This window comes from Pseudomonas mosselii (assembly GCF_019823065.1).
GTDB lineage: Bacteria > Pseudomonadota > Gammaproteobacteria > Pseudomonadales > Pseudomonadaceae > Aquipseudomonas > Aquipseudomonas mosselii.
On record NZ_CP081966.1, the window covers coordinates 3016024 to 3036077 of the forward strand.

15 protein-coding genes and 2 pseudogenes are annotated in these 20054 nt (G+C 59.3%); 14 read left to right on the top strand and 3 right to left on the bottom strand.

The window, feature by feature from the left end; genetic code table 11:
- The first annotated feature begins 14 nt into the window (after nucleotides 1-14).
- Together capA and K5H97_RS14020 are read left to right on the top strand one after the other, a co-directional pair.
- Nucleotides 15-2105 carry a caprolactamase subunit alpha gene (gene capA, locus K5H97_RS14015; protein ID WP_028688851.1) on the top strand — a complete coding sequence of 697 codons (2091 nt, stop codon included), beginning with the start codon at nucleotides 15-17 and terminating at the stop codon, nucleotides 2103-2105.
- 97 nt (nucleotides 2106-2202) lie between these two features.
- Nucleotides 2203-3162, top strand: a complete 960-nt coding sequence (locus K5H97_RS14020) for an AraC-like ligand-binding domain-containing protein (protein ID WP_033902870.1) — start codon at nucleotides 2203-2205, stop codon at nucleotides 3160-3162.
- A gap of 377 nt (nucleotides 3163-3539) precedes the next feature.
- On the opposite strand, the gene csiR is transcribed toward K5H97_RS14020, so the two are convergent.
- Nucleotides 3540-4259, bottom strand: a complete 720-nt coding sequence (gene csiR / locus K5H97_RS14025) for a DNA-binding transcriptional regulator CsiR (RefSeq protein WP_023048102.1) — start codon at nucleotides 4257-4259, stop codon at nucleotides 3540-3542.
- A 192-nt stretch (nucleotides 4260-4451) separates the two neighbouring features.
- Here csiR and glaH point away from each other — a divergent pair, with 192 nt between their 5' ends.
- From glaH to K5H97_RS14070, 10 genes and pseudogenes are all read left to right on the top strand, one after another.
- A complete protein-coding gene (gene glaH / locus K5H97_RS14030) occupies nucleotides 4452-5429 on the top strand; it encodes a glutarate dioxygenase GlaH (protein ID WP_023628647.1) in 978 nt (325 codons plus the stop codon).
- 84 nt (nucleotides 5430-5513) lie between these two features.
- On the top strand, nucleotides 5514-6743 hold the full coding sequence (gene lhgO / locus K5H97_RS14035; protein WP_023048104.1) for an L-2-hydroxyglutarate oxidase: 1230 nt from the start codon (nucleotides 5514-5516) through the stop codon (nucleotides 6741-6743).
- Between the two features lie 238 nt (nucleotides 6744-6981).
- Nucleotides 6982-8349 carry an aspartate aminotransferase family protein gene (locus K5H97_RS14040; protein ID WP_023048105.1) on the top strand — a complete coding sequence of 456 codons (1368 nt, stop codon included), beginning with the start codon at nucleotides 6982-6984 and terminating at the stop codon, nucleotides 8347-8349.
- A 109-nt stretch (nucleotides 8350-8458) separates the two neighbouring features.
- Entirely contained in the window at nucleotides 8459-9910 is a 1452-nt protein-coding gene (gene gabD, locus K5H97_RS14045) for an NADP-dependent succinate-semialdehyde dehydrogenase (RefSeq protein ID WP_024075423.1), read from the top strand.
- A 786-nt stretch (nucleotides 9911-10696) separates the two neighbouring features.
- Nucleotides 10697-11008, top strand: a pseudogene (locus tag K5H97_RS29650) (endonuclease); the annotation flags it as partial.
- Entirely contained in the window at nucleotides 10990-11943 is a 954-nt protein-coding gene (locus K5H97_RS14050; RefSeq protein WP_024075422.1) for a branched-chain amino acid ABC transporter permease, read from the top strand. The pseudogene K5H97_RS29650 and the gene K5H97_RS14050, both read left to right, overlap by 19 nt.
- The gene (locus K5H97_RS14055) at nucleotides 11940-12698 is read left to right on the top strand and encodes an ABC transporter ATP-binding protein (protein ID WP_023048108.1); all 759 of its coding nucleotides are present in this window, start codon (nucleotides 11940-11942) and stop codon (nucleotides 12696-12698) included. Before K5H97_RS14050 ends, K5H97_RS14055 begins: the two co-directional genes overlap by 4 nt.
- Nucleotides 12698-13414 carry an ABC transporter ATP-binding protein gene (locus K5H97_RS14060; protein ID WP_024075421.1) on the top strand — a complete coding sequence of 239 codons (717 nt, stop codon included), beginning with the start codon at nucleotides 12698-12700 and terminating at the stop codon, nucleotides 13412-13414. The genes K5H97_RS14055 and K5H97_RS14060 overlap by 1 nt, the downstream gene beginning before the upstream one ends.
- Before the next feature lie 539 nt (nucleotides 13415-13953).
- Nucleotides 13954-14346 (top strand): annotated as a pseudogene (locus K5H97_RS30010) (methyl-accepting chemotaxis protein); the annotation flags it as partial.
- A 368-nt stretch (nucleotides 14347-14714) separates the two neighbouring features.
- The gene (locus tag K5H97_RS14070) at nucleotides 14715-16166 is read left to right on the top strand and encodes an aldehyde dehydrogenase (RefSeq protein ID WP_023630205.1); all 1452 of its coding nucleotides are present in this window, start codon (nucleotides 14715-14717) and stop codon (nucleotides 16164-16166) included.
- Nucleotides 16167-16388: 222 nt separating this feature from the next.
- On the opposite strand, the gene K5H97_RS14075 is transcribed toward K5H97_RS14070, so the two are convergent.
- Complete coding sequence (locus K5H97_RS14075) at nucleotides 16389-17399, bottom strand: DUF2955 domain-containing protein (RefSeq protein ID WP_073663304.1); 1011 nt, start codon at nucleotides 17397-17399, stop codon at nucleotides 16389-16391.
- 55 nt (nucleotides 17400-17454) lie between these two features.
- Complete coding sequence (locus K5H97_RS14080) at nucleotides 17455-18516, bottom strand: HlyD family secretion protein (protein ID WP_023663266.1); 1062 nt, start codon at nucleotides 18514-18516, stop codon at nucleotides 17455-17457.
- Nucleotides 18517-18663: 147 nt separating this feature from the next.
- Here K5H97_RS14080 and K5H97_RS14085 point away from each other — a divergent pair, with 147 nt between their 5' ends.
- On the top strand, nucleotides 18664-19599 hold the full coding sequence (locus K5H97_RS14085; RefSeq protein WP_023629250.1) for a LysR family transcriptional regulator: 936 nt from the start codon (nucleotides 18664-18666) through the stop codon (nucleotides 19597-19599).
- 156 nt (nucleotides 19600-19755) lie between these two features.
- Nucleotides 19756-19983 carry a DUF2790 domain-containing protein gene (locus K5H97_RS14090; RefSeq protein WP_023629249.1) on the top strand — a complete coding sequence of 76 codons (228 nt, stop codon included), beginning with the start codon at nucleotides 19756-19758 and terminating at the stop codon, nucleotides 19981-19983.
- Nucleotides 19984-20054 lie beyond the last annotated feature (71 nt).

A 20054-nucleotide genomic window follows, 5' to 3' on the forward strand; every position in this document is an offset into this window, starting at 1 on the left:
CAGAGAATTCGAAAATGAGCAAACAACAATATCGCCTGGGCATCGATGCCGGCGGCACCTTCACTGATTTCATCCTCGCCGACCATCAGGGCAACGTGCAGTTGTTCAAGGCGCCGTCCACCCCACATGACGGCACCCTGGCCATACGCAACGGTCTGGCGCAAATCGCCGATGCCCTCGGCCGTACACCAGCCGAGATCATTGCCGACTGCGATCTGTGCATCAACGGGACGACTGTGGCGCTCAACGCACTGATCGAAAAGACCGGGGTCAAGGTGGGCCTGCTGTGTACCGATGGCCATGAAGACAGCCTGGAAATTCGCCTTGGCCACAAAGAAGATGGCCATCGCTATGACGCCACTTATCCACCGGCGCATATGTTAGTGCCGCGCCACCTGCGCCGTCCAATCGGCGGGCGTATTATCAGTGACGGCAGCGAGTTCAGCCCGCTAGACGAGGCGGCGATTCATGCCGCCATCGACTACTTCCGCGAACAACAGGTGCAGGCGGTGGCGATCTCCTTCGTCTGGTCGGTGCGCAACCCTAGTCACGAGCAGCGCGCTATGGCTATGGTGCGTGCGGCTTTACCTGACGTATTTGTCTGCAGCGGCCACGAGGTGTTCCCGCAGATTCGCGAATACACACGCACCTCGACAACCGTGGTCAACGCCTACCTTAGCCCAGTGATGGGTCGTTATATCGAACGCATCGACGCGCTGTTCGAGGAGCTGGGCGCGCAGCAGCCTACCCGCTATTTCCAGTCCAACGGAGGTCTGGCTCCTGGCGTGGTAATGCGTGAGCGGGCGGTCAACGCGATCAACTCCGGTCCGGCATCTGCCCCGCAAGCCGGCTTGTGCGTGGCCCAGCCATTCGGTATCGACAACGTAATCACCGTCGATATGGGTGGTACCTCGTTCGACATCACTCTTAGCAAAGGCGGTCGCACCAACTTCAGCAAAGACAGCGACTTCCTCCGTTACCGTATCGGCGTGCCAATGATTCAGGTGGAAACCCTTGGCGCCGGCGGTGGCTCGATCGCCCACTTTGACGACTTCGGCATGCTCCAGGTCGGTCCACGCAGTGCCGGGGCTAACCCCGGGCCTGTGTGTTATGGAAAGGGTGGGGTCGAGCCGACTGTAACCGATGCTAACCTGGCGCTCGGTTATCTGGCTGATGGTGCACTGCTCGGTGGCAGCATCCGTCTAAATCGACAAGCCGCGATCGATGCGATCCGCAGTAAAATTGCCGAACCGCTGGGTATCAGTGTCGAGCGCGCGGCCGTCGGTATCATTACCCTGGTTAACCTGAGCATGGTTAGTGGTATCCGCCGCGTGTCCATTGAGCGTGGTTATGATCCCCGTGACTTCGCCCTGATCGGTGCCGGTGGTGCAGCGGGCATGCACGTGATGCGACTAGCTGAGGAAATCGGCAGCAAGGTTGTGCTGATTCCCAAGGTGGCTTCGGGGCTGTGCGCCTTCGGCCAGATTCTCTCTGACATCCGCTATGATCAGCTGACTACTTTGCCGATGCGTTTGGATGACGAGTTCGTCGATTTGGAGCAACTAAACCAGGCCCTGCAGCAGTTACGCGAGCGTGGTATGACGAACCTGCGAGACGATGGTTTCGGTGGTGACAATCGTATTGAATGCCAGTACAGCCTGGAGATTCGTTACCTCGGACAGATCCACGAGTGCAGCGTCGAACTGAGCTGCGACCGGCTCGACCGTAGCAGCCTGGCGGCCCTGCGCGAATCCTTCCACCAGCGGCACAAGGCGCTGTTTTCCTTCAGTGAGCCTAACAGCCCGGTCGAACTAGTTAATCTAGAGTGCTCGGTGATCGCGCGGTTACAGCGTCCACCAATGCCTGAACTTGCAACCCCGCTCAAGGCAACGGCCGCGATTCCGGCTGGTCATCGTCCGATGCTGTTCAATGCGCAAGACGATTGGCAGGACACGCCTGTGTACAACGGCGACCGCATAGAAGTAGGGCAGATTATTCAAGGTCCCTGTGTGATTGAGGAAGCGACCACAAACATCGTTGTTCCACCGGGCTGGCGGGTCAGTCTGGATCCCTCGGCCACATATGAACTGACTCCCGGTCATTGACCGTCAGGGATTTTTAACAAAGGATTGTGTAACAACGGCACCGACGGCATTCACCGTTGGTGCCGCCCTCATAATAACTACAAATTGAGGACCTTTCATGACAGATCAATTGTCTACGCGGTATTGGCCTGAGGGAGAAAGGCAATCGCGTTGGGCCGAAGCCATCGGCAATACATATTTTCCATTGTCGTTGGAGTTCAATTCCAGCGCCATTTTCCAAGGCAGCCTGAAAATTTGGAAAACGGGCAGTACGCCGTTGGCGTTATCGCGCCTGCGCTCCAGTCAGCTAGGCTATTCGCGCAGCGAGAGCCAGGTTAGCGAAGATACTGAACCCTGTTACCTTGTAACAGTGCCGCGCCTTACCGAAGTACACTTCGAGCAAGACGGTCGTGAGCTCCATTGTAAGCCAGGTGGGTTCATCTTCGAGCGAGGCGATGCGCCTTATCGTTTTCACTACTCCTGCGACAACGACCTTTGGGTATTCAAGCTGCCTGAGCGCGCGCTACATGGACAGATACGTGGAGCCGAGCGCTACACCCGTTTCTGTTTCGAGGCTCGGCGTGGATTGGGACGAATTTTTGTTGATCAACTGGCGATGTGTGCCGCGCGCTTCGACGAATGCGATGCGGATGCCCGTCATATGCTGCTGGAACAGGTGCTTTCGACGTTGTTAATGGCTCTGCGCCAAGATGAGCGCGTCCTTAATAGTGAGAGTTCGAGTCTAGCTGCCCTGCATTTGCAGCGTATCGAGCACTACATCGACCGAAACTTGTGTTCAGCTGAACTAAACCCGCAGCATATTGCTCAGGCCTGCGGCTTATCGGTTCGCTATTTGCATAAATTATTTTTCAGTACGCCCTACAGTCTCGGTGAATGGATTCGCCTGAAACGATTGGAGGCTGTATATCAACGCCTACGTGATCCCCACTGCCACCTATCAATCGGTGAGCTGGCATATCGTTGGGGGTTCAGTGATCAGGCACAATTTTCCCGGCATTTTCGCCAGCACTTTAGTTGTACTGCCAGTGAAGCCCGAGCCGTTTCGTTAAAGCCGTAGCCGGTTACTTTATTGTCAATGTGCTCTGGGGGATTAGAAGTCACTCGGCGTAGCTCCCCATAAAGGCTCCACGCCTTTTCACCGTTGCGGGAGTACCAGTTATATATCGGCGTCTGATATTCCATACGGGCGCTAACTTGGGTAAGCCTTTGTCGTCTGCATTGGCAAACTCATGCGTAGCTGGTGTTGCTGATCAAGCCAAGCTTATTGTTTTAGGTTCACGCGAGCGGGCTGAGAGCGGCGCAGGCTTCACAAGCGTAAGACGGAACCATGCTAGGTGCAAAGCTATGGTGTTGGGTAGTAATTGCTTCAGGTCTGTCCTGCAAAAAACATGCTGAAATTCCGCAGGCACCCCCTCTAAGGGCGAGACACGGTAACTATCCCATGATTTCAGGGGCGGACTGGGATGCTCTCAGGTTGCTGTTGCGCATGATCCCTTCGATGATCGGTACTGGTGTCATCAGATGAGCCTGCATCATGGCGCTTGCTCGCGTTGCGTCACGGGCAAGGATAGCTTCTACCAGTTCGCTGTGCTCTTGACGTTTCAGGGACAAGGCCTCCTCGGATAGCACCGTGCGCCGCAGCCACAGCTGGCGATAGCGCTCGGCCTGATCGAACAGATAGGCGCGCGCCTGCAGCAGGTGTCTAGACCCACAGCCGGAGGCTATAGCTGTATGGAAGGCCTTGTGTCGGGCATCCCATATTTCCAGCATCTGCTCCTGGGTCTTGACCTCCATTACCTTGGCCAATGTATGCGAATAGGCCAACACCTGGGCCTCCCAGGCGTCATCGCCGCGTTCGATGGCGAGCTTAAGTACCAGCGCTTCGAGATTGGCCCGTGCGTCATAGATGTCCTGCATTTCGCTCAGCGACATAGGAGCGACGCGGTAGCCACGCTGACTGATAGCTACTACCAGATTTTCCGCAATCAGATGCGATAGCGCTTCACGCAGAGGGCCTACGCCTAGGTCGTAGCGCTCCTTAAGCGCAGTCATTCGCAGTTTTTCTCCGGGCTTGAACATGCCCTGAATTATGTCCCGCTTGAGCCACTCATAGCCGCTGACTGCTGAGTTTTGGCGGGGGGCGAGCGTATCCATAAACCATGCTCCTCAACGGGTTTTATCCATCATACGCAACTGCAGAAATATTTACTAAGTGGAGATGCAGTTGCCGAGTGTCGCTATTTTATAAAAGCGTAGACATTTTTATAAAATAGCTATATTTTTAGTCCGGCTGTTCTGGTAAATCTCGGGGCGGCGTACAGACAATTTTTTCGTCAGGACTCTGCCATGAATGCCTTTACCCAGCTCAAAGATCTTGTGATGCCGCTACCGACCGCCGTTAAGGGGTTTTCTCTTTCACCCTCCGCTCAGTCGCCCCGTTTGTTCGAGCTGACCTTCACTAAGGCGACGATAGAGGCTTTCTGTGTAGCAGTGGCCGAGTGGCCGGTGCAGGCGCTGGAATACAAGTCCTTCTTGCGATTTCGCTTCGCCAAAATTCTTGACGATCTCTGCGGTAACAGCCTGCGCCCGGTGCTACTCAACGCCCTAATGGATCGTGCCACCGGAGGGCTGTTAATCAAGCAGGAGGCCCTGAATGATGTGGCACAAGCTGATGATATGGTCAAATTCTCGACTGCTGTGGCCCACCTGCTGGGGCGGTCGAACTTTGATGCGATGAGCGGCCAGTTCTACGCACGCTTCGTGGTCGAGAACGTCGATAATTCGGACAGCTACCTGCGCCAACCTCACCGGGTAATGGAGTTGCACAACGATGGTACTTTCGTCGATCAGATCACCGACTACGTGCTGATGATGAAGATCGATGAGCAGAATATCGAAGGTGGCAACTCGCTGATCCTGCATCTGGACGACTGGGAGGATCGCCATGCTTTCTTCCATCATCCGCTAGCACGGCGCGTCATGCGCTGGACCGCGCCGCCGAGTAAAAGGGTCGATACGGACGTGTTCCATTCGATCTTTGATGTCGACGCCGAAGGGCGGCCGACTATTCGCTATATCGATCAATTTGTTCAGCCCAAAGACTTCGACGAGGGCAACTGGCTGACCGACCTGTCTATCTCCCTGGAGGGCAGTAAACAGAAGCTTTCCGTGCCGGTGCCAGTTGGCTGCTTCCTGCTGATTAATAACCTGTATTGGCTGCATGGCCGCGATCGTTTCACCCCTCACCCTGGGCTGCGCCGTGAACTGATGCGCCAGCGCGGTTACTTCAGTTACCCCAAACTCGGCCATCAGCAAGGCCAATAATTGCCATTAATTGAACAGGGGCTGCGCGGTTTAGCCCTTGTCGTTTGTCCACGGGGCAAAACAGATCGAGTAGAGGTGATAGCGGTGTACGATTTTGTGATCATCGGGGGCGGCATTATCGGCATGTCGACTGCCATGCAATTAATCAAGGCCTACCCAGAGTCGAAAATCTTGTTGCTCGAGAAAGAGTCCGGGCCAGCTAAGCATCAGACGGGGCACAATAGCGGGGTCATCCACGCCGGCGTCTACTACACGCCGGGTAGCTTGAAGGCGAAGTTCTGCCTGGAAGGCAACCGTGCTACCAAATCGTTCTGTAACGAGCACGGCATTATCTACGATGAGTGCGGTAAGTTGCTGGTCGCCACCAATGAGGTGGAAATGCAGCGCATGCGCGCGCTTTGGGAGCGCACTGCAGCCAATGGTCTGGAGCGCGAGTGGCTGTCTGCGGAGCAACTGAAGGAACGCGAACCGAACATCACCGGAATCGGCGGGATCTTCGTGCCCTCCAGTGGTATCGTTAACTATGCCGAGGTCACCGCTGCCATGGCTCGCGAGTTCCAGAGGCACGGTGGCGAGATTCGCTACGACAGCGAAGTCATCGGCCTGGAAGAGCGCGCCACGGAGATGCGGGTTAAAACCCAGCATGAAGAAGTCATTGCACGCTTTTTGGTGACCTGCTCGGGTCTGATGGCCGACCGCATTGTATGTCTACTGGGCTTAGATCCTGGCTTTAGCATTTGCCCGTTCCGTGGCGAATACTATTTGCTGCCTGAGCAGCACAACCGGATCGTCAATCACCTGATCTACCCGATTCCCGATCCCTCCATGCCGTTCCTCGGCGTGCACCTGACGCGAATGATCGACGGCAGTGTGACAGTCGGTCCCAATGCTGTGCTGGCACTCAAGCGTGAGGGCTATCGCAAGCGTGACATATCTTTGTCCGACACGTTCGCAATGCTCACCAATCCGGGCATTCTTAAAGTGCTCAAGGACAATCTGCGGCCCGGCCTGATCGAGATGAAAAACTCGCTGTTCAAGCGTGGTTATCTACAGCAAGTACGCAAGTACTGCCCCAGCTTAACGCTGCAGGATCTCAAGCCTTACCCGGCCGGCGTCCGCGCCCAAGCGGTTTCAGCGGACGGCAAGTTGATCGAGGACTTCCTGTTCCGCAATACCCGCCGTAGCGTCAACGTCTGCAATGCACCATCGCCGGCGGCTACCTCTGCAATTCCCATAGGCGCCTACATCATCAAGCAGATTGATGCACAGCTGCAGGGGCTACCCAGGTTTGTAAAAAACCAACATCCCGCATGAGGCAGTGCGGGGCGAATTCGGCAGTGCACTGGAACGAACAAGACTGTGCGCAAGACGACAAGCCCCGCACCGGCTCAGTCTAATAGGCTATCGGCTAGTGCACTTAACGTCCCCGAGCCAAGTCATCGTTACTGAACTCGTTACCGAATTGAAGTGTGTGATTGTGATCAAAAGCCGGATGCCTACTTATAAGGCTACTCCCAGAAACCATGCTTGTTAGTCATATTGAGAGCGCCCCATGAACCAGTCAGTATCCTCGCTGCCAGAAAAAGACATTCAGTATCAACTGCACCCCTACACCAATGCTCGCCTTCATCAGGAGCTTGGCCCGCTGATCATCGAGCGCGGGGAGGGTATCTATGTTTATGACGATCAGGGCAAGGGTTATATCGAGGCGATGGCTGGGTTGTGGAGCGCCGCGCTTGGCTTTAGCAATCAACGTCTGATCAAGGCAGCTGAGCAGCAATTCAACACCCTGCCGTTTTATCACCTGTTCAGTCACAAATCGCATCGCCCGAGTATCGAGTTAGCCGAAAAGCTGATCGAGATGGCGCCGGTGCCTATGAGTAAGGTGTTCTTCACCAACTCCGGTTCCGAGGCTAACGATACTGTAGTGAAGATGGTCTGGTACCTCAATAACGCTCTAGGCAAACCAGCCAAGAAGAAGTTCATCAGTCGGGTCAACGGCTACCACGGCATCACCGTCGCCAGCGCAAGCTTGACTGGCCTTCCAGGCAACCAGCGCGGTTTCGACCTGCCGCTTCCAGGCTTCCTGCATGTCGGCTGCCCGCACCATTATCGTTTCGCCCTTGCCGGTGAAAGTGAAGAGCATTTCGCTGACCGCCTTGCCGTCGAGCTCGAGCAGAAGATTCTCGCCGAAGGCCCGGAGACTATCGCAGCGTTCATTGGCGAGCCATTGATGGGCGCTGGCGGTGTCATAGTGCCGCCTCGTACCTACTGGGAGAAGATCCAGAAAGTTTGCCGTAAGTACGACATCCTGGTTATCGCCGATGAGGTAATCTGTGGATTTGGGCGTACCGGGCAGATGTTTGGCAGCCAGACCTTTGGTATCCAGCCGGACATCATGGTGTTATCCAAGCAACTGTCATCTTCTTATCAGCCGATAGCGGCGATTCTGATCAATGCCCCAGTATTTGAGGGCATCGCTGATCAGAGCCAAGCGCTTGGCGCGCTTGGGCATGGGTTCACCGGCAGCGGTCATCCGGTAGCTACTGCCGTGGCCTTGGAGAACCTGAAGATTATTGAAGAGGAGAGCCTGGTCGAGCATGCGGCGCAAATGGGCCAGTTGTTGCGCAGCGGCCTACAGCATTTCATCGATCATCCCTTGGTGGGCGAAATTCGCGGTTGTGGACTGATCGCTGCGGTAGAACTAGTTGGCGATCGCGTGAGCAAGGCGCCGTATCAGGCGCTAGGCACCCTCGGACGCTACATGGCCGGCAGAGCCCAGGAACACGGCATGATTACTCGCGCCATGGGTGATGCCGTGGCCTTCTGCCCGCCGTTAATCGTCAACGAACAGGAAGTCGGAATGATTGTAGAGCGCTTTGCCAGGGCGCTGGACGACACCACTCAGTGGGTTGGTTAGATCAATCCGGGGGAGGAGAGAATTGCTTTTATGTGGCTCTCCTCGGCTTAAATTCATAGCTTGGAAAATAGCTGAGCAGCACTGAATGCAGTCTGCGAAGGAGCACGCCATGCAACTCAAAGATACCCAATTGTTCCGCCAACAGGCTTATATCGACGGAACCTGGTTGGACGCGGACAGCGGCCAGACCATTCAGGTCACCAATCCGGCCACCAACGAAGTTATGGGTAGTGTGCCGAAGATGGGGGCAGCGGAAACCCGTCGAGCCATCGAAGCAGCAGATCATGCCCTGCCAGCCTGGCGTGCACTGACAGCTAAAGACCGCGCCAACAAACTGCGCCGCTGGTTTGAACTGATGATTGAAAACCAGGACGACCTGGGTCGTCTCATGACCATGGAGCAAGGTAAGCCACTTGCCGAAGCCAAGGGCGAAATTGCTTTCGCGGCGTCCTTCCTTGAGTGGTTCGCCGAAGAAGCCAAGCGCGTGTATGGCGACGTAATTCCCGGCCACCAACCGGACAAACGCCTGATCGTGATCAAACAGCCCATCGGCGTAACGGCAGCGATTACACCCTGGAACTTCCCGGCAGCCATGATCACCCGTAAAGCCGGCCCGGCCCTGGCCGCCGGTTGTACCATGGTGCTCAAGCCAGCGTCGCAAACGCCTTATTCGGCGCTGGCGTTGGCAGTGCTGGCCGAGCGTGCCGGGATCCCCAAAGGCGTGTTCAGTGTAATCACTGGCAGTGCTGGCGAAGTCGGCAGCGAACTGACTAGCAACCCGATCGTGCGCAAGTTGAGCTTTACTGGCTCCACCGAAATTGGTCGCCAGCTAATGGCCGAATGTGCCAAGGACATTAAAAAGGTGTCGCTAGAACTGGGCGGAAACGCGCCGTTCATCGTATTCGATGATGCCGACCTTGATAAGGCAGTGGAAGGCGCACTGATCTCCAAATACCGCAACAATGGCCAGACCTGCGTGTGCGCCAACCGCCTGTATATCCAAGACGGCGTATACGATGCCTTCGCCGAGAAGCTGAAAATCGCGGTAGCTAAGTTGCAGATTGGTAACGGTTTGGACGAAGGTATCACCACCGGCCCTCTGATCGATGCCAAGGCGGTGGCCAAGGTCCAGGAGCACATTGCCGACGCCATTAGCAAGGGTGCCAAGCTACTCGCTGGTGGTAAGCCGCACGCCCTCGGTGGCACTTTCTTCGAGCCGAGCATCCTCATTGACGTACCGAATAACGCCGCCGTAGCCAAGGAAGAAACCTTCGGTCCGCTGGCGCCGCTGTTCCGTTTTAAGGACGAGGCCGACGTGATCGCGATGTCCAATGACACCGAGTTCGGCCTGGCCTCGTACTTCTATGCCCGCGATATGGGGCGCGTGTTCCGTGTGGCCGAAGCCCTAGAATACGGTATGGTCGGCGTCAATACTGGGCTGATCTCCAATGAAGTTGCGCCTTTCGGTGGTATCAAGGCATCCGGCCTGGGTCGCGAAGGATCCAAGTACGGCATTGAGGATTACCTGGAGATCAAGTACCTCTGCCTGGGTGGTATCTAAGAGCCCGGCGAATAGGCACGTGATTCTCGCTCAGGCCCCACTTGGCGAGCATCATTAATCTTGGCCCGGTCTATAAAACCCGGGCATGCTACATCGGTTGTGGCGCAGACAAAGATTGACGCGGGCTATTTCTACGTCACCGTCTACTTCTCACGGCTGTTGCCGCGCAACCAGAGTCTGGAGGCCTGTATCCGCGTCGACAGCGCCCCCTGTTCGAGCTAGGTGCCTAACATTTCTAACGATTGAGCGTTGCGCGGAGTCCTACACCTAGGCTCTGCGCCTTTTTAATCCCGCCGCGCTAGATTAGGCGAAGTAATGCTGCCTTCACAGCCAGTCCTGCTGGTATGGATAAAGGTGATATCCATCACCTATGCCATGTTAGGGGCGACGGTGAACTCTCTCTAAGATGGTTTGGTGCGATGATTTAAGGCGCCCCAGCGACCGTTGATTGCATCCAATGTGCTCATTAGCTTTTCTGTTCGAGCTGGCTGTTCCTGTGCGAATAGATCCTGTGTGTACTCATCACGCTTACACAGGTCTAGCAGCAACACTTGGGCTTTGGCATAGCTGAAACCCTCTCGTTACAGCCTTTTGATTCCCTCCTGTGCCGCTGCAATGATCAAACGCGTGTCATCGGTCGGGTAGGGCAGTTGGCAAAGCAGGCCGTTGGCGTACTTACCATCATTGAATTCGCTCGGTCGCAATCAGGCGAGCATTCGGGGCTTGGATCACGATCCCTCCAGTCGTAATAGCCACTGGCAGAAATCTTCAAGCAGAGGCACATAAGGTCGTAAGAACTGCGTAGCTGGTGACCCCGTCTTCCGTGCCATGAAAGTTGACCTGACCAACCGCTATCCGTCAGTCGGTGAGGCGAAGCAACTTCCTTTATGGCATGGTGCCACAGTCCCTTATTACGGAACGTGTAGTACCCGCATTGATTTCGTAGGGCGAGCAGCAGTGCCGCGTGATGAAGTGAAAGGCTTGGTCGCTTGCCCGACCTTCTACACGTAGGATCGCTATGGCATGTCCATGTCCTGTCAGCAACAGCAACAGCAACAGCAACAGCAATTGCTTATGGCTTGGGATCGACAGTATCCTTCCACCTGCAGCAACTGACCCACATCATGATTCTCGCCCTGGTCGCTCTCAGCCTCGACCTGTTGGTGGGCGTGACCGGCATGGTCAGCCTGGCCCAGGCGGCCTTCTTCGGCATCGCCGGCTACAGCCTGGTGTTGTTCGCCCCGGAGTTCGAGGCGGTGAACTTCTGGCTGGCGCTGCTGCTGTGCCTGGGCGTCAGCGCCGCAGCTGCGCTGCTGATGGGCCTGCTGATCATCCGCACCTCGGGCATCTTCTTCATCATGGCGACCATCGCCTTCTCGCAGATGCTCTATTACCTGTTCCACGACTCGGCCTTCGCCGGCGGCTCGGACGGCATCTACCTGTTCCTCAAGCCCGAGGTGGCCATCGCCGGGGTGCATCTGCTCGACCTGGAGAACCCGCGCAGCCTGTTCTACCTGGTGCTCGGCTCCCTGGTGCTGGTCTATCTGCTGCTGCGCACCTTCCTGCGCGCGCCGTTCGGCCGGGTGCTGCTGGGCATCAAGCACAACGAGGAACGGGTCCGTTCCATGGGCTACAACCCGCTGTTCTACAAGCTGGCGGCCTTCGTCATTGCCGGCACCATCGCCGGCTACGCCGGCATGCTCTCGGCCACCCAATACGGTTTCGTCAGCCCCGACCAGGTCGGCTGGCAGCTCTCGGCCCACGCCCTGGTGATGGTCATCCTCGGTGGCATGGGCAGCCTGTTCGGCGCCATCTTCGGCGCCTTCGCCTTCGAGGGCCTGCACCATCTGTTCGCCGGCCTGACCCCGCACTGGGAGCTGCCCATGGGGCTGGTGGTCATCGCCATGGTTCTGTTGCTGCCGCGCGGTCTCGCCGGGTTGCTGCTGCAGCTCTGCGACCGGCGCACAGCCACGGCCTGCGACGCAAGTACGGTATCCACCCCCGACGCGATGAAGAAGGAGGCCGGCGTATGACCGCCCATGTTCTAGAAACCCGCGGACTGAGCAAGGCCTTCGGCGGCCTGCGTGCGGTCAACGACATTTCCCTGAGCGTGGCGCCCTGCGAGGTACACGCGATCATCGGCCCCAACGGCGCCGGCAAGAGCACCATGGTCAATCTGCTGTCCGGCCATCTTCAGCCCAGCGCCGGGCAGATCCTCTTTCACGGCCGCGACATCACCGGCTTGGCGCCCAACCGGGTGTCGCACCTGGGCATCGGCCGCAGCTTCCAGCGCACCAACATCTTTCCCAGCTTCACCTGCCTGGAAAACTGCTGGCTGGCGGCGCAGTCGCGGCTGAAGAACTCCTTTCGTTTCTTCCGCCGCTGCGAGGCCTATGTCGAGGTACGCGAGCGCGCCGAACGGGCGCTGGAGCTTTGCGGCCTGGCCGCCCACCGCGACACCCTGGCCGATGCCCTGAGTTATGGCGAGCAACGCCAACTGGAGATCGGCATGGTACTGGCCACCGAGCCGAGCTTCCTGCTGCTCGACGAACCCATGGCCGGCATGGGCAAGGACGAATCGGCGCGGGTGGTCGAACTGCTCGCCAGACTGTCGCAGCAGTACGCCATGGTCCTGGTCGAGCACGACATGGATGCGGTGTTCAGCATCGCCCACCGTCTCACCGTGATGGTCAACGGCGAGCTGCTGGCCAGTGGCCCGCTGGACCAGGTGCGCAACGATCCGGCGGTACAGCAGGCCTATCTGGGCGACGGCGAGGAGCAATTCTGATGAGCGCACAAGCCCTGGTGCAGGCCACCGGCCTGCACACCTATTACGGCAACAGTCATGTGCTGCATGGCGTCGACCTGCAGATCCAGCCGGGCGAGACCCTGGCGCTGATGGGCCGCAACGGCATGGGCAAGAGCACCACCATTCGCTCGTTGCTCGGCCTGACGCCGGCGCGCCGCGGCGAGGTGCTGATCCGCGGCGAGCGCTGCAGCGGCCGCGCCACCCACCAGATCATCCGCCGCGGTATCGGCTATGTGCCAGAGGGCCGCGGCATGTTCCCCAACCTGAGCGTGCGCGAGAGCCTGATCATGGCCGCCCGCCCGGGCCTGGACGGGCGCCGCGACTGGAACCTGGAGCGGGTGCTGGCGACCTTCCCGCGCCTGGCCGAGCGCTTCTCCCACCTGAGCGGCAACCTTTCCGGCGGCGAGCAGCAGATGGTCGCCATCGGCCGCGCGTTGCTGACCAACCCCGAACTGATGATCCTCGACGAGGCCACCGAGGGCCTGGCGCCCTTGATCCGCAAGGAGATCTGGGACGTGATCCGCCTGATCAAGGCCAGCGGTATCGCCACTCTGGTGGTGGACAAGAACGTCAACGTGCTGCTCGACCTGACCGACCGCAGCATGATCATGGTCAAGGGACGGGTGGTGTTCGACGGGCCCAGCGTCGAGCTGAAGTGCCAGCCGCAGATCCTCCAGGAACATATTGGCCTGTGACGCCGGGGAGACTGACGATGAACGAGAAGACCGACGCCCCTGCCCGAAACTGGCAGAAGCCGCTGGCGGCGTTGCTGCAAGCGACGGCGGCGCTGGCCGCAGCCGGCCTGCTGCTGTTGGACAGCGGCCTGCACGGCCCACTGGCGGCCCTGGCGCTGGCCGGCGTCGCCCTGGCCGGCCTGCTCTACCACAGGTTGCCGCCGATCCTGGTCGAGTTGCCGCCACCAGCGCCAGCGCCAGCGCCGCCACCGGCGCCTGAGCCTGAACCGCCGGTGCTGCTGGCGGCGCCTGCTCCCGAGCCGCCTTCCGACCCTGGCCTGCCGCTACGCGCACCCCTGGCGAAGTTGCTCGAGAGCATCCTGCGCACCGAGCAGGACATGCTCTTCGCCACTGAACTGGCGCGCGCGGGCGGAGAAAAGGTGCAGTTCAGCGCCGCCAGCATCCAGGCCTGCGAGGCGGCGATCCGCGAGCTGGCCGGCTACATGGGCACCATCGATCAGGTATTCGACGAACTGTCGCAACAGTCGATGCGCATCGGCGCCATCGTCGGCAGCATCCAGGACATCGCCAAGCAGACCAACCTGCTGGCGCTCAACGCGGCCATCGAGGCGGCCCGCGCCGGTGAGCATGGCCGCGGCTTCGCCGTAGTCGCCGACGAAGTGCGTCACCTGGCCCAGCGCGCCAACGAGTCCAGCGGCGAGATCCAGCAGATCGCCGGCAGCCTGCAGAAGTCGGCGCAGGAGGCGCGGACGGGAGTCGAACACATCGGCCAGTCCACCAGCACCGGCCTGGAGAAGTCCGCCGCGGCCCTGGGCGCCATGGCAGAGATGCGTGCCGGCGCCGCGGTGCGGCTGGAGACGGTCGAGCGCATCGTTCGGCGCCTGAATGAGCAGCGCACCTTGACCCAGGACATGGTCGAGCTGCTGGGTTAGCGGGCTATCGCTGAAGTGGGCACCTTGCGACCCCATCGTTGTGACGCAGTCTTCGTCAGCCGATTCGACTGGCTGTGGAATCACGATCTGCAGCAAGACCTGAACTTGGCCTACAGCCGTTTAGGCTGGAAAGCGGCCCTGGCCGCATGACTCCGCCATTGCCGTGGACGTGATGCCTTCTCGCCTGGAGTTGGCTCGCAGGGTGGGCACAACGCCCATCTTCAATAGCCGGGTAGCAGATCCGGCTACGCGTAGTCGCGCAATCACTGACGCAGCTGCGCAGCGCAGTCCCATTCTGCGTATGCCCGGAGCTGCCGACTGAATGCGGTCGCGTCACACAATTTTCCTACTGTCTAAAAGGTCTAGAAATGAGTGCACAACTGGTAATCGACAATATCAAGCTGGACGCTACCGGAGGCAAGACGATCCAACGGCTTGACCCTGTGTCCGCCAAACTGGTCAGCACTGCGGCTGCCTGCACCCTGGAAGACGCAAAACGGCTCGCGGCCTCATCCGAGCGAGCATTCCGCAAATGGTCCAAGACCGGACCGACCGAGCGGCGTCGTCTCCTGCTCGCAGCAGCGGATGTCCTCGAGGCCAAGATGTCGGAATTCTGCCGGATCATGGCTGAGGAAATTGGCGCATCGCAGCTCTGGGCGCAGTTCAACGTAGGTGCATCGGCGAATCTGCTGCGCGAGGCTGCAGCGCTCACTACTCAAATCAAGGGTGAGACGATTCCAACCGATAAGCTTGGCGCTTTCTCGTTGACGCTTCGCCAGCCGGTGGGCACCGTGCTGAGCATTGTGCCGTGGAATGGGCCGGTGATCCTGGGGGCTCGCGCTATCGCGTATCCGCTGGCGTGCGGCAATACCGTGATCTTCAAAGGCTCGGAAAACAGTCCTCGCACTCATGCCCTTGTGGCCGATGCCTTCATTGAGGCAGGCCTGCCGGCGGGTGTGCTCAATTTCCTGATTACCGCGCCCGAAGACGCATCGGCTGTCACCGAAGCGTTGGTGGCCCACGATACCGTGCGCCGGGTCAACTTCACGGGCTCCACCAAGGTCGGCCGCATGATCGCCGAAACCTGTGCGTCCCATCTCAAGCGCTGTTTGTTGGAGTTGGGTGGCAAGGCTCCTTTCGTAGTGCTGGAGGATGCCGATATCGACGGCGCAGTGAATGCCGCAGTATTCGGCTCGTTCCTGTATCAAGGGCAAATCTGCATGTCGACCGAGCGTTTCGTGGTCGATCAGCGTGTTGCCGACGAATTCGTGAGTAAGTTTTCCGAGCGAATCGGCAAACTGGAGCTTGGCGACCCCACCGCATCTCCGACCTGCGTAGTCGGACCGGTCATCGCCCAGGGCTCGGTAAAGCGGATCAACCATCTGATCGAAGATGCGCTCGGCAAAGGGGCTGTCATCGCCGCGGGCGGTATCGCCGACAGTGCCTTGATGCAGCCCACGCTAGTCGACCGCGTGACCAAGGACATGGAAATCTACGACGAGGAAACCTTTGGTCCTATTACCACGATCGTTCGTGTCGACGGGGCAGAGGAGGCGTTGGAAGTGGCCAATGACACGGCTTATGGCCTCTCATCTGCAATTTTCAGCGCCAATGTCTCCAAAGCGCTTGAGCTGGCAAGTCGGTTGGATGCAGGTTGTGTCCACATCAACGGCGCCACCGTACAAAACGAAGCGCAGGCCCCCTATGGTGGTATGAAGCAGAGTGGATACGGCCGTTTCGATGGAAGCGCTGTGATTGACGAGTTCACAGAAATCAAGTGGGTCACTGTTGAGCCATCTGATCAGCCTTATCCCTTCTGATGTTTCGGGGCCGGCGGAGCAAGTGGATTCGCCGGTTCACGCGCGTTCGCATCATTTCTCCCAGATGATCGTAAAACGCTCGGATCCACGGCCAAGCGCGTCTTGCCGCGAAAGTGTTGCACGCGTGATAACAAATTGTAGCGGTGCGCGGTCGCCGGCTTTGTGTACGAGCAGGAAAAACGCGCGCTGATCTGACAATCGCCGTGGCCGCAGCTGTTGGCTTCAATGGCTGCTGTGGCGAGTAGTGACAAAGCGGTTGAGCAAGCGGTGCACCATGAACACGACGAACAGGGTCAACAGCACCGAGACACACACCGAACTCAGCCGGTAGAGGGTCGCAAATATGATGTCGTGGCTGGGCGTAAGCGACTGGCCGAACAGGATGGCCAGGGTGGTCAAAGCGCCGAAGCCGACGCCGGGCACCCCCTTTTCCAGCATGTGCCAGCGCGCGCAGACCATGGCGGCGATCCATAGCAGCAGGGCGACCAGCGGCAGTAGGTCGTGGTGATCATAGAGCAGCAGCATGATCAGCAGGGCAATCACGCAGCCGAGCAGGGTGCCATGCGCACGGGTACGGCCGGCGAAGCGTGAGCCGTTCCAGTGCATGGGAAACAACAGCAGGATGCTGGCGACCTGAGCCGACAGCGAGTCCTGCAGATCCAGGCACTGGAATACGCTGAACGACAGCGTCGCCACCGTTGCCCCGAGCAGTGCCTCGTGGCGCCGACTGGCGCGGTCTTTGGGCGGCGGCGTGCGTGCGGGGCGCGGCTCGCAGTCGGGAAACAGGTAGAACATCAGCACGGCGATCGCTGCGGCCAGCACGATGGCCAGGCCATTGCTCCCAAGCATGGCGATGACGTCGGTGTGCGGGTAGCTGGCGAAGTTCAGCTGGATCGACAGAAATACTGCGCCGAGGGCGCCGAACAGGAAGTTCGGGCCGCTGGCCATCAGCGCGAAACGGTAGAGAAACAGCAAGAACACCAGCGGAATCATCAGCAGCGGTCGGCCGCCGAACAGACCGTAGAGCAACGCGACCTCCAGGCTGACGACCAGTCCCTGGGTGAAGAACTGGCGCATCAGGTGGGCAGTCAGGCGCGGCACCAGGCCGAGCAGTAGCATCGGATAGACGCAGAAGAAGGCACCGTACTGCAGGTCGAACAGCTTGCACAGGACAAAGGCCAGACTGCCGCCAGTGGCGATGCGCAGACACTGGCGCAGGTCGTTCTTGCCCAGTGACAAACGGGGCGCTGTGGCCCTTTCGGCAAGTGTGTGTGCCGCCGCGGAGGGTTCAGTAGACATAGTGCAACCAACTGATCAGGCGGATCTGCAGCGTAGCGGCGAGGTTCACCAGCGGGTTGTCGAAGGGCTTCAGCTGAACCGTGGCCTTAGCCCCGGTGGGCAGCAGGAACGGCAGCTCTTCATCGAGTGCCAGGTGCACGCGTTGTCGTTGCGCGTCGCGAACCCAGCGCTCGGATTGCGCGGGCGTTGCCAGCTCGCCGTTGGCATCGATCTGGCCTTCCCGGACTCCGGCGTCGAAATGACTGACCCGGGCGCTGAACAGCTCGCCTGGACGGGCGTCGAATACGACCACGGCTGGGGTGTCGACGCCGATGTAGCGCAGGGACTTCTCGCGGAAGTCGGCGATGATGTCCAGGCGGTCCTCGACCAGAGCGGCCACCGGCGTTCCTGCCGCGACGAAGGTGCCGGGGGTGAGCTGCAGGTTGCTGAGCACGCCGCCACGTTCGGCGCGAACCTCGCTGTAGTCCCGCTGCAGGTGCGCCCGGAGCAGTGCATTGCGGGCTTGGCGTAGCCGTAGATTGGCACCGTCGGCGCCGCCGCGACGGGCCTGCAGTTCACGGACTCTGGCCTGCGCCGTACGCAGTTGGGCCTGGGCCATCAGATGCTGCGCTTCGGCCGCATCGTAGGCCTGGCGCGAGACATGCTGGCGTTCGAGCAGGCGCGACAGGCGTAGGGCCTGAGCGCCCGACTCGTTCGACTTGGCTTGGGCCGCGCTGACCTCGGCACGGGCGGCGGCCAGCAGGGCATCGAGTTCAGTGTTGTCCTGGTGTGCCTGTTCGAGCGCCAACTCGGCCCGCTGCACCTCCAGCTCGAATGGCTGCGGATCGAGGCGAAACAGTAACTGGCCAGGTTGTACGTACTGGTTATTGCTCACCGCCAGCTCACTGACCTGGCCTGCGACCCGCGGCGCGACCTTCAGTACCGGTCGGGTCAACTGCGCCTGTGGTGTCAACGGCATGCTCAGGTCGGCGGTTAGGAAGTAGATGAAGCAACAGGCTAGGGCCGAGATAGCGATTTGAACCCAGCGGGCAAATCGTTGATCGGGAGTCATGAATACCTCGGTTAAGCAAAGCGTCGGGGGACGGGCGCACGCTGGAAAGTCCGGGCCGGCCCGCGAAGGCGGCAGTATATTTCCCATGCTTTCATGCAAAAATAGCCGTCTTATGCAAAGAACACTTACTAAATAGGTAACAGTCAGATGGATGTTTTTCAGGCAATGCGGGTGTTTACTCGCGTGGTGGACGCGGGCACCTTCACGGCTGCTGCACAGACGCTGGGCTTGTCCACCGCGCAGGTGTCGCGGCAGGTGTCCGAACTCGAAAGTCATCTGCAGGCACGCCTACTGCAACGTACCACCCGCCGGCTGGGGCTGACCGAGGTAGGCAGCCGTTACCTGGAGCGCTGTCGGCATATTCTCAGCGAGCTGGAAGACGCTGGCGCCGAGGCCGGTGGTGCCTACCTGATGCCCAGGGGGCGCCTGCGGGTGCACGCGATCACCGGTTTGGGCACCCATCTACTTGCACCCTTGGCCGCCCGCTATAGCGAGCTCTACCCGGAAGTGAACCTTGAGCTGACGCTCTCCCAGCGCCACCCTGACCTGCTCGAGGAGGGGCAGGATGTGGTCATTACTCTGGCCCGGGAGTTGCCCGACTCCGAACTGGTCGCTCAACTGCTCGGCACTACCTACAGCGTGGTCTGTGCGGCGCCGAGCTACCTGGGGCAGCACGGTATTCCGATGACTCTCGACGAGCTGAGCCAGCATCGCTGCCTGCGCCTGCTCGACCCGGTTTTTGGCGACAGCTGGACCTTTACCGACAACGGCGTCGAGCGGGCGATCCGTCTGGGAGAAACATTTCAGGTCAACGTCGCCGAGGCGATGGCCCAGGCGGCAGGAGAGGGTATGGGTATTTGCGTACTGCCGGACCTGATAGCGGCCAAGGCCTTCGCACAGGGCCGACTGGTACGCCTGCTGGCCGAACATCGCCTGCACGAGCGGGGTATCTATGCGCTGTACCCGTCGCGGCGCTTTCTCGATGCCAAGGTGAGAACCTGGGTGGAGTTCCTCAAGGAGCAATTACCCCTGGTATTCCGCGGTAATCGAACCCTGGTGGAAAACCCCACCTATTGGGCGTGACCCTGGGAGCAAACCGGTGTGGCCAGGGTTGATGCCCTGTCGCTTAGCGCTCTTCGATTATTACGCTAAAGGCAAAACTACCTTGCCTGGAGTTCGCTGTTTCTTGCCGGAACCACTCCTTAAGCTGATGCTCATCGAGTCATTACGAGGTGCAGCATGAAAGCAAGATACTGGATGATCGGCGTGACACTTGTCGCTCAGTGGGCAGTCGCCGACGATGCGCAGCCATACCATTATGGCCAGGCCATGGATGTCGCCAGGGTCATTTCGATCGAGATGCCTCAGGGCTGTGAGGTGGGCGAGGCGACCATGGTCTATGAGGATTCACACGGCGAGATCCATACCCTGGTGTATCTGCGCCAGGGCGAGAGCTGCGTGTATTGAGTCCGTCGCAGGACTCGGCAGTCAGCCCGATCCCTCATGGCAGGCAATGGGCTGTCAGGCACTTCGGGCGC

Coding starts and splice junctions, on each gene's coding strand:
- capA (WP_028688851.1), top strand. CDS start 15: ATGAGCAAACAACAATATCGCCTGGGCATCGATGCCGGCGGCACCTTC.
- K5H97_RS14020 (WP_033902870.1), top strand. CDS start 2,203: ATGACAGATCAATTGTCTACGCGGTATTGGCCTGAGGGAGAAAGGCAA.
- csiR (WP_023048102.1), bottom strand. CDS start 4,259: ATGGATACGCTCGCCCCCCGCCAAAACTCAGCAGTCAGCGGCTATGAG.
- glaH (WP_023628647.1), top strand. CDS start 4,452: ATGAATGCCTTTACCCAGCTCAAAGATCTTGTGATGCCGCTACCGACC.
- K5H97_RS14040 (WP_023048105.1), top strand. CDS start 6,982: ATGAACCAGTCAGTATCCTCGCTGCCAGAAAAAGACATTCAGTATCAA.
- gabD (WP_024075423.1), top strand. CDS start 8,459: ATGCAACTCAAAGATACCCAATTGTTCCGCCAACAGGCTTATATCGAC.
- K5H97_RS14055 (WP_023048108.1), top strand. CDS start 11,940: ATGACCGCCCATGTTCTAGAAACCCGCGGACTGAGCAAGGCCTTCGGC.
- K5H97_RS14060 (WP_024075421.1), top strand. CDS start 12,698: ATGAGCGCACAAGCCCTGGTGCAGGCCACCGGCCTGCACACCTATTAC.
- K5H97_RS14070 (WP_023630205.1), top strand. CDS start 14,715: ATGAGTGCACAACTGGTAATCGACAATATCAAGCTGGACGCTACCGGA.
- K5H97_RS14080 (WP_023663266.1), bottom strand. CDS start 18,516: ATGACTCCCGATCAACGATTTGCCCGCTGGGTTCAAATCGCTATCTCG.
- K5H97_RS14085 (WP_023629250.1), top strand. CDS start 18,664: ATGGATGTTTTTCAGGCAATGCGGGTGTTTACTCGCGTGGTGGACGCG.
- K5H97_RS14090 (WP_023629249.1), top strand. CDS start 19,756: ATGAAAGCAAGATACTGGATGATCGGCGTGACACTTGTCGCTCAGTGG.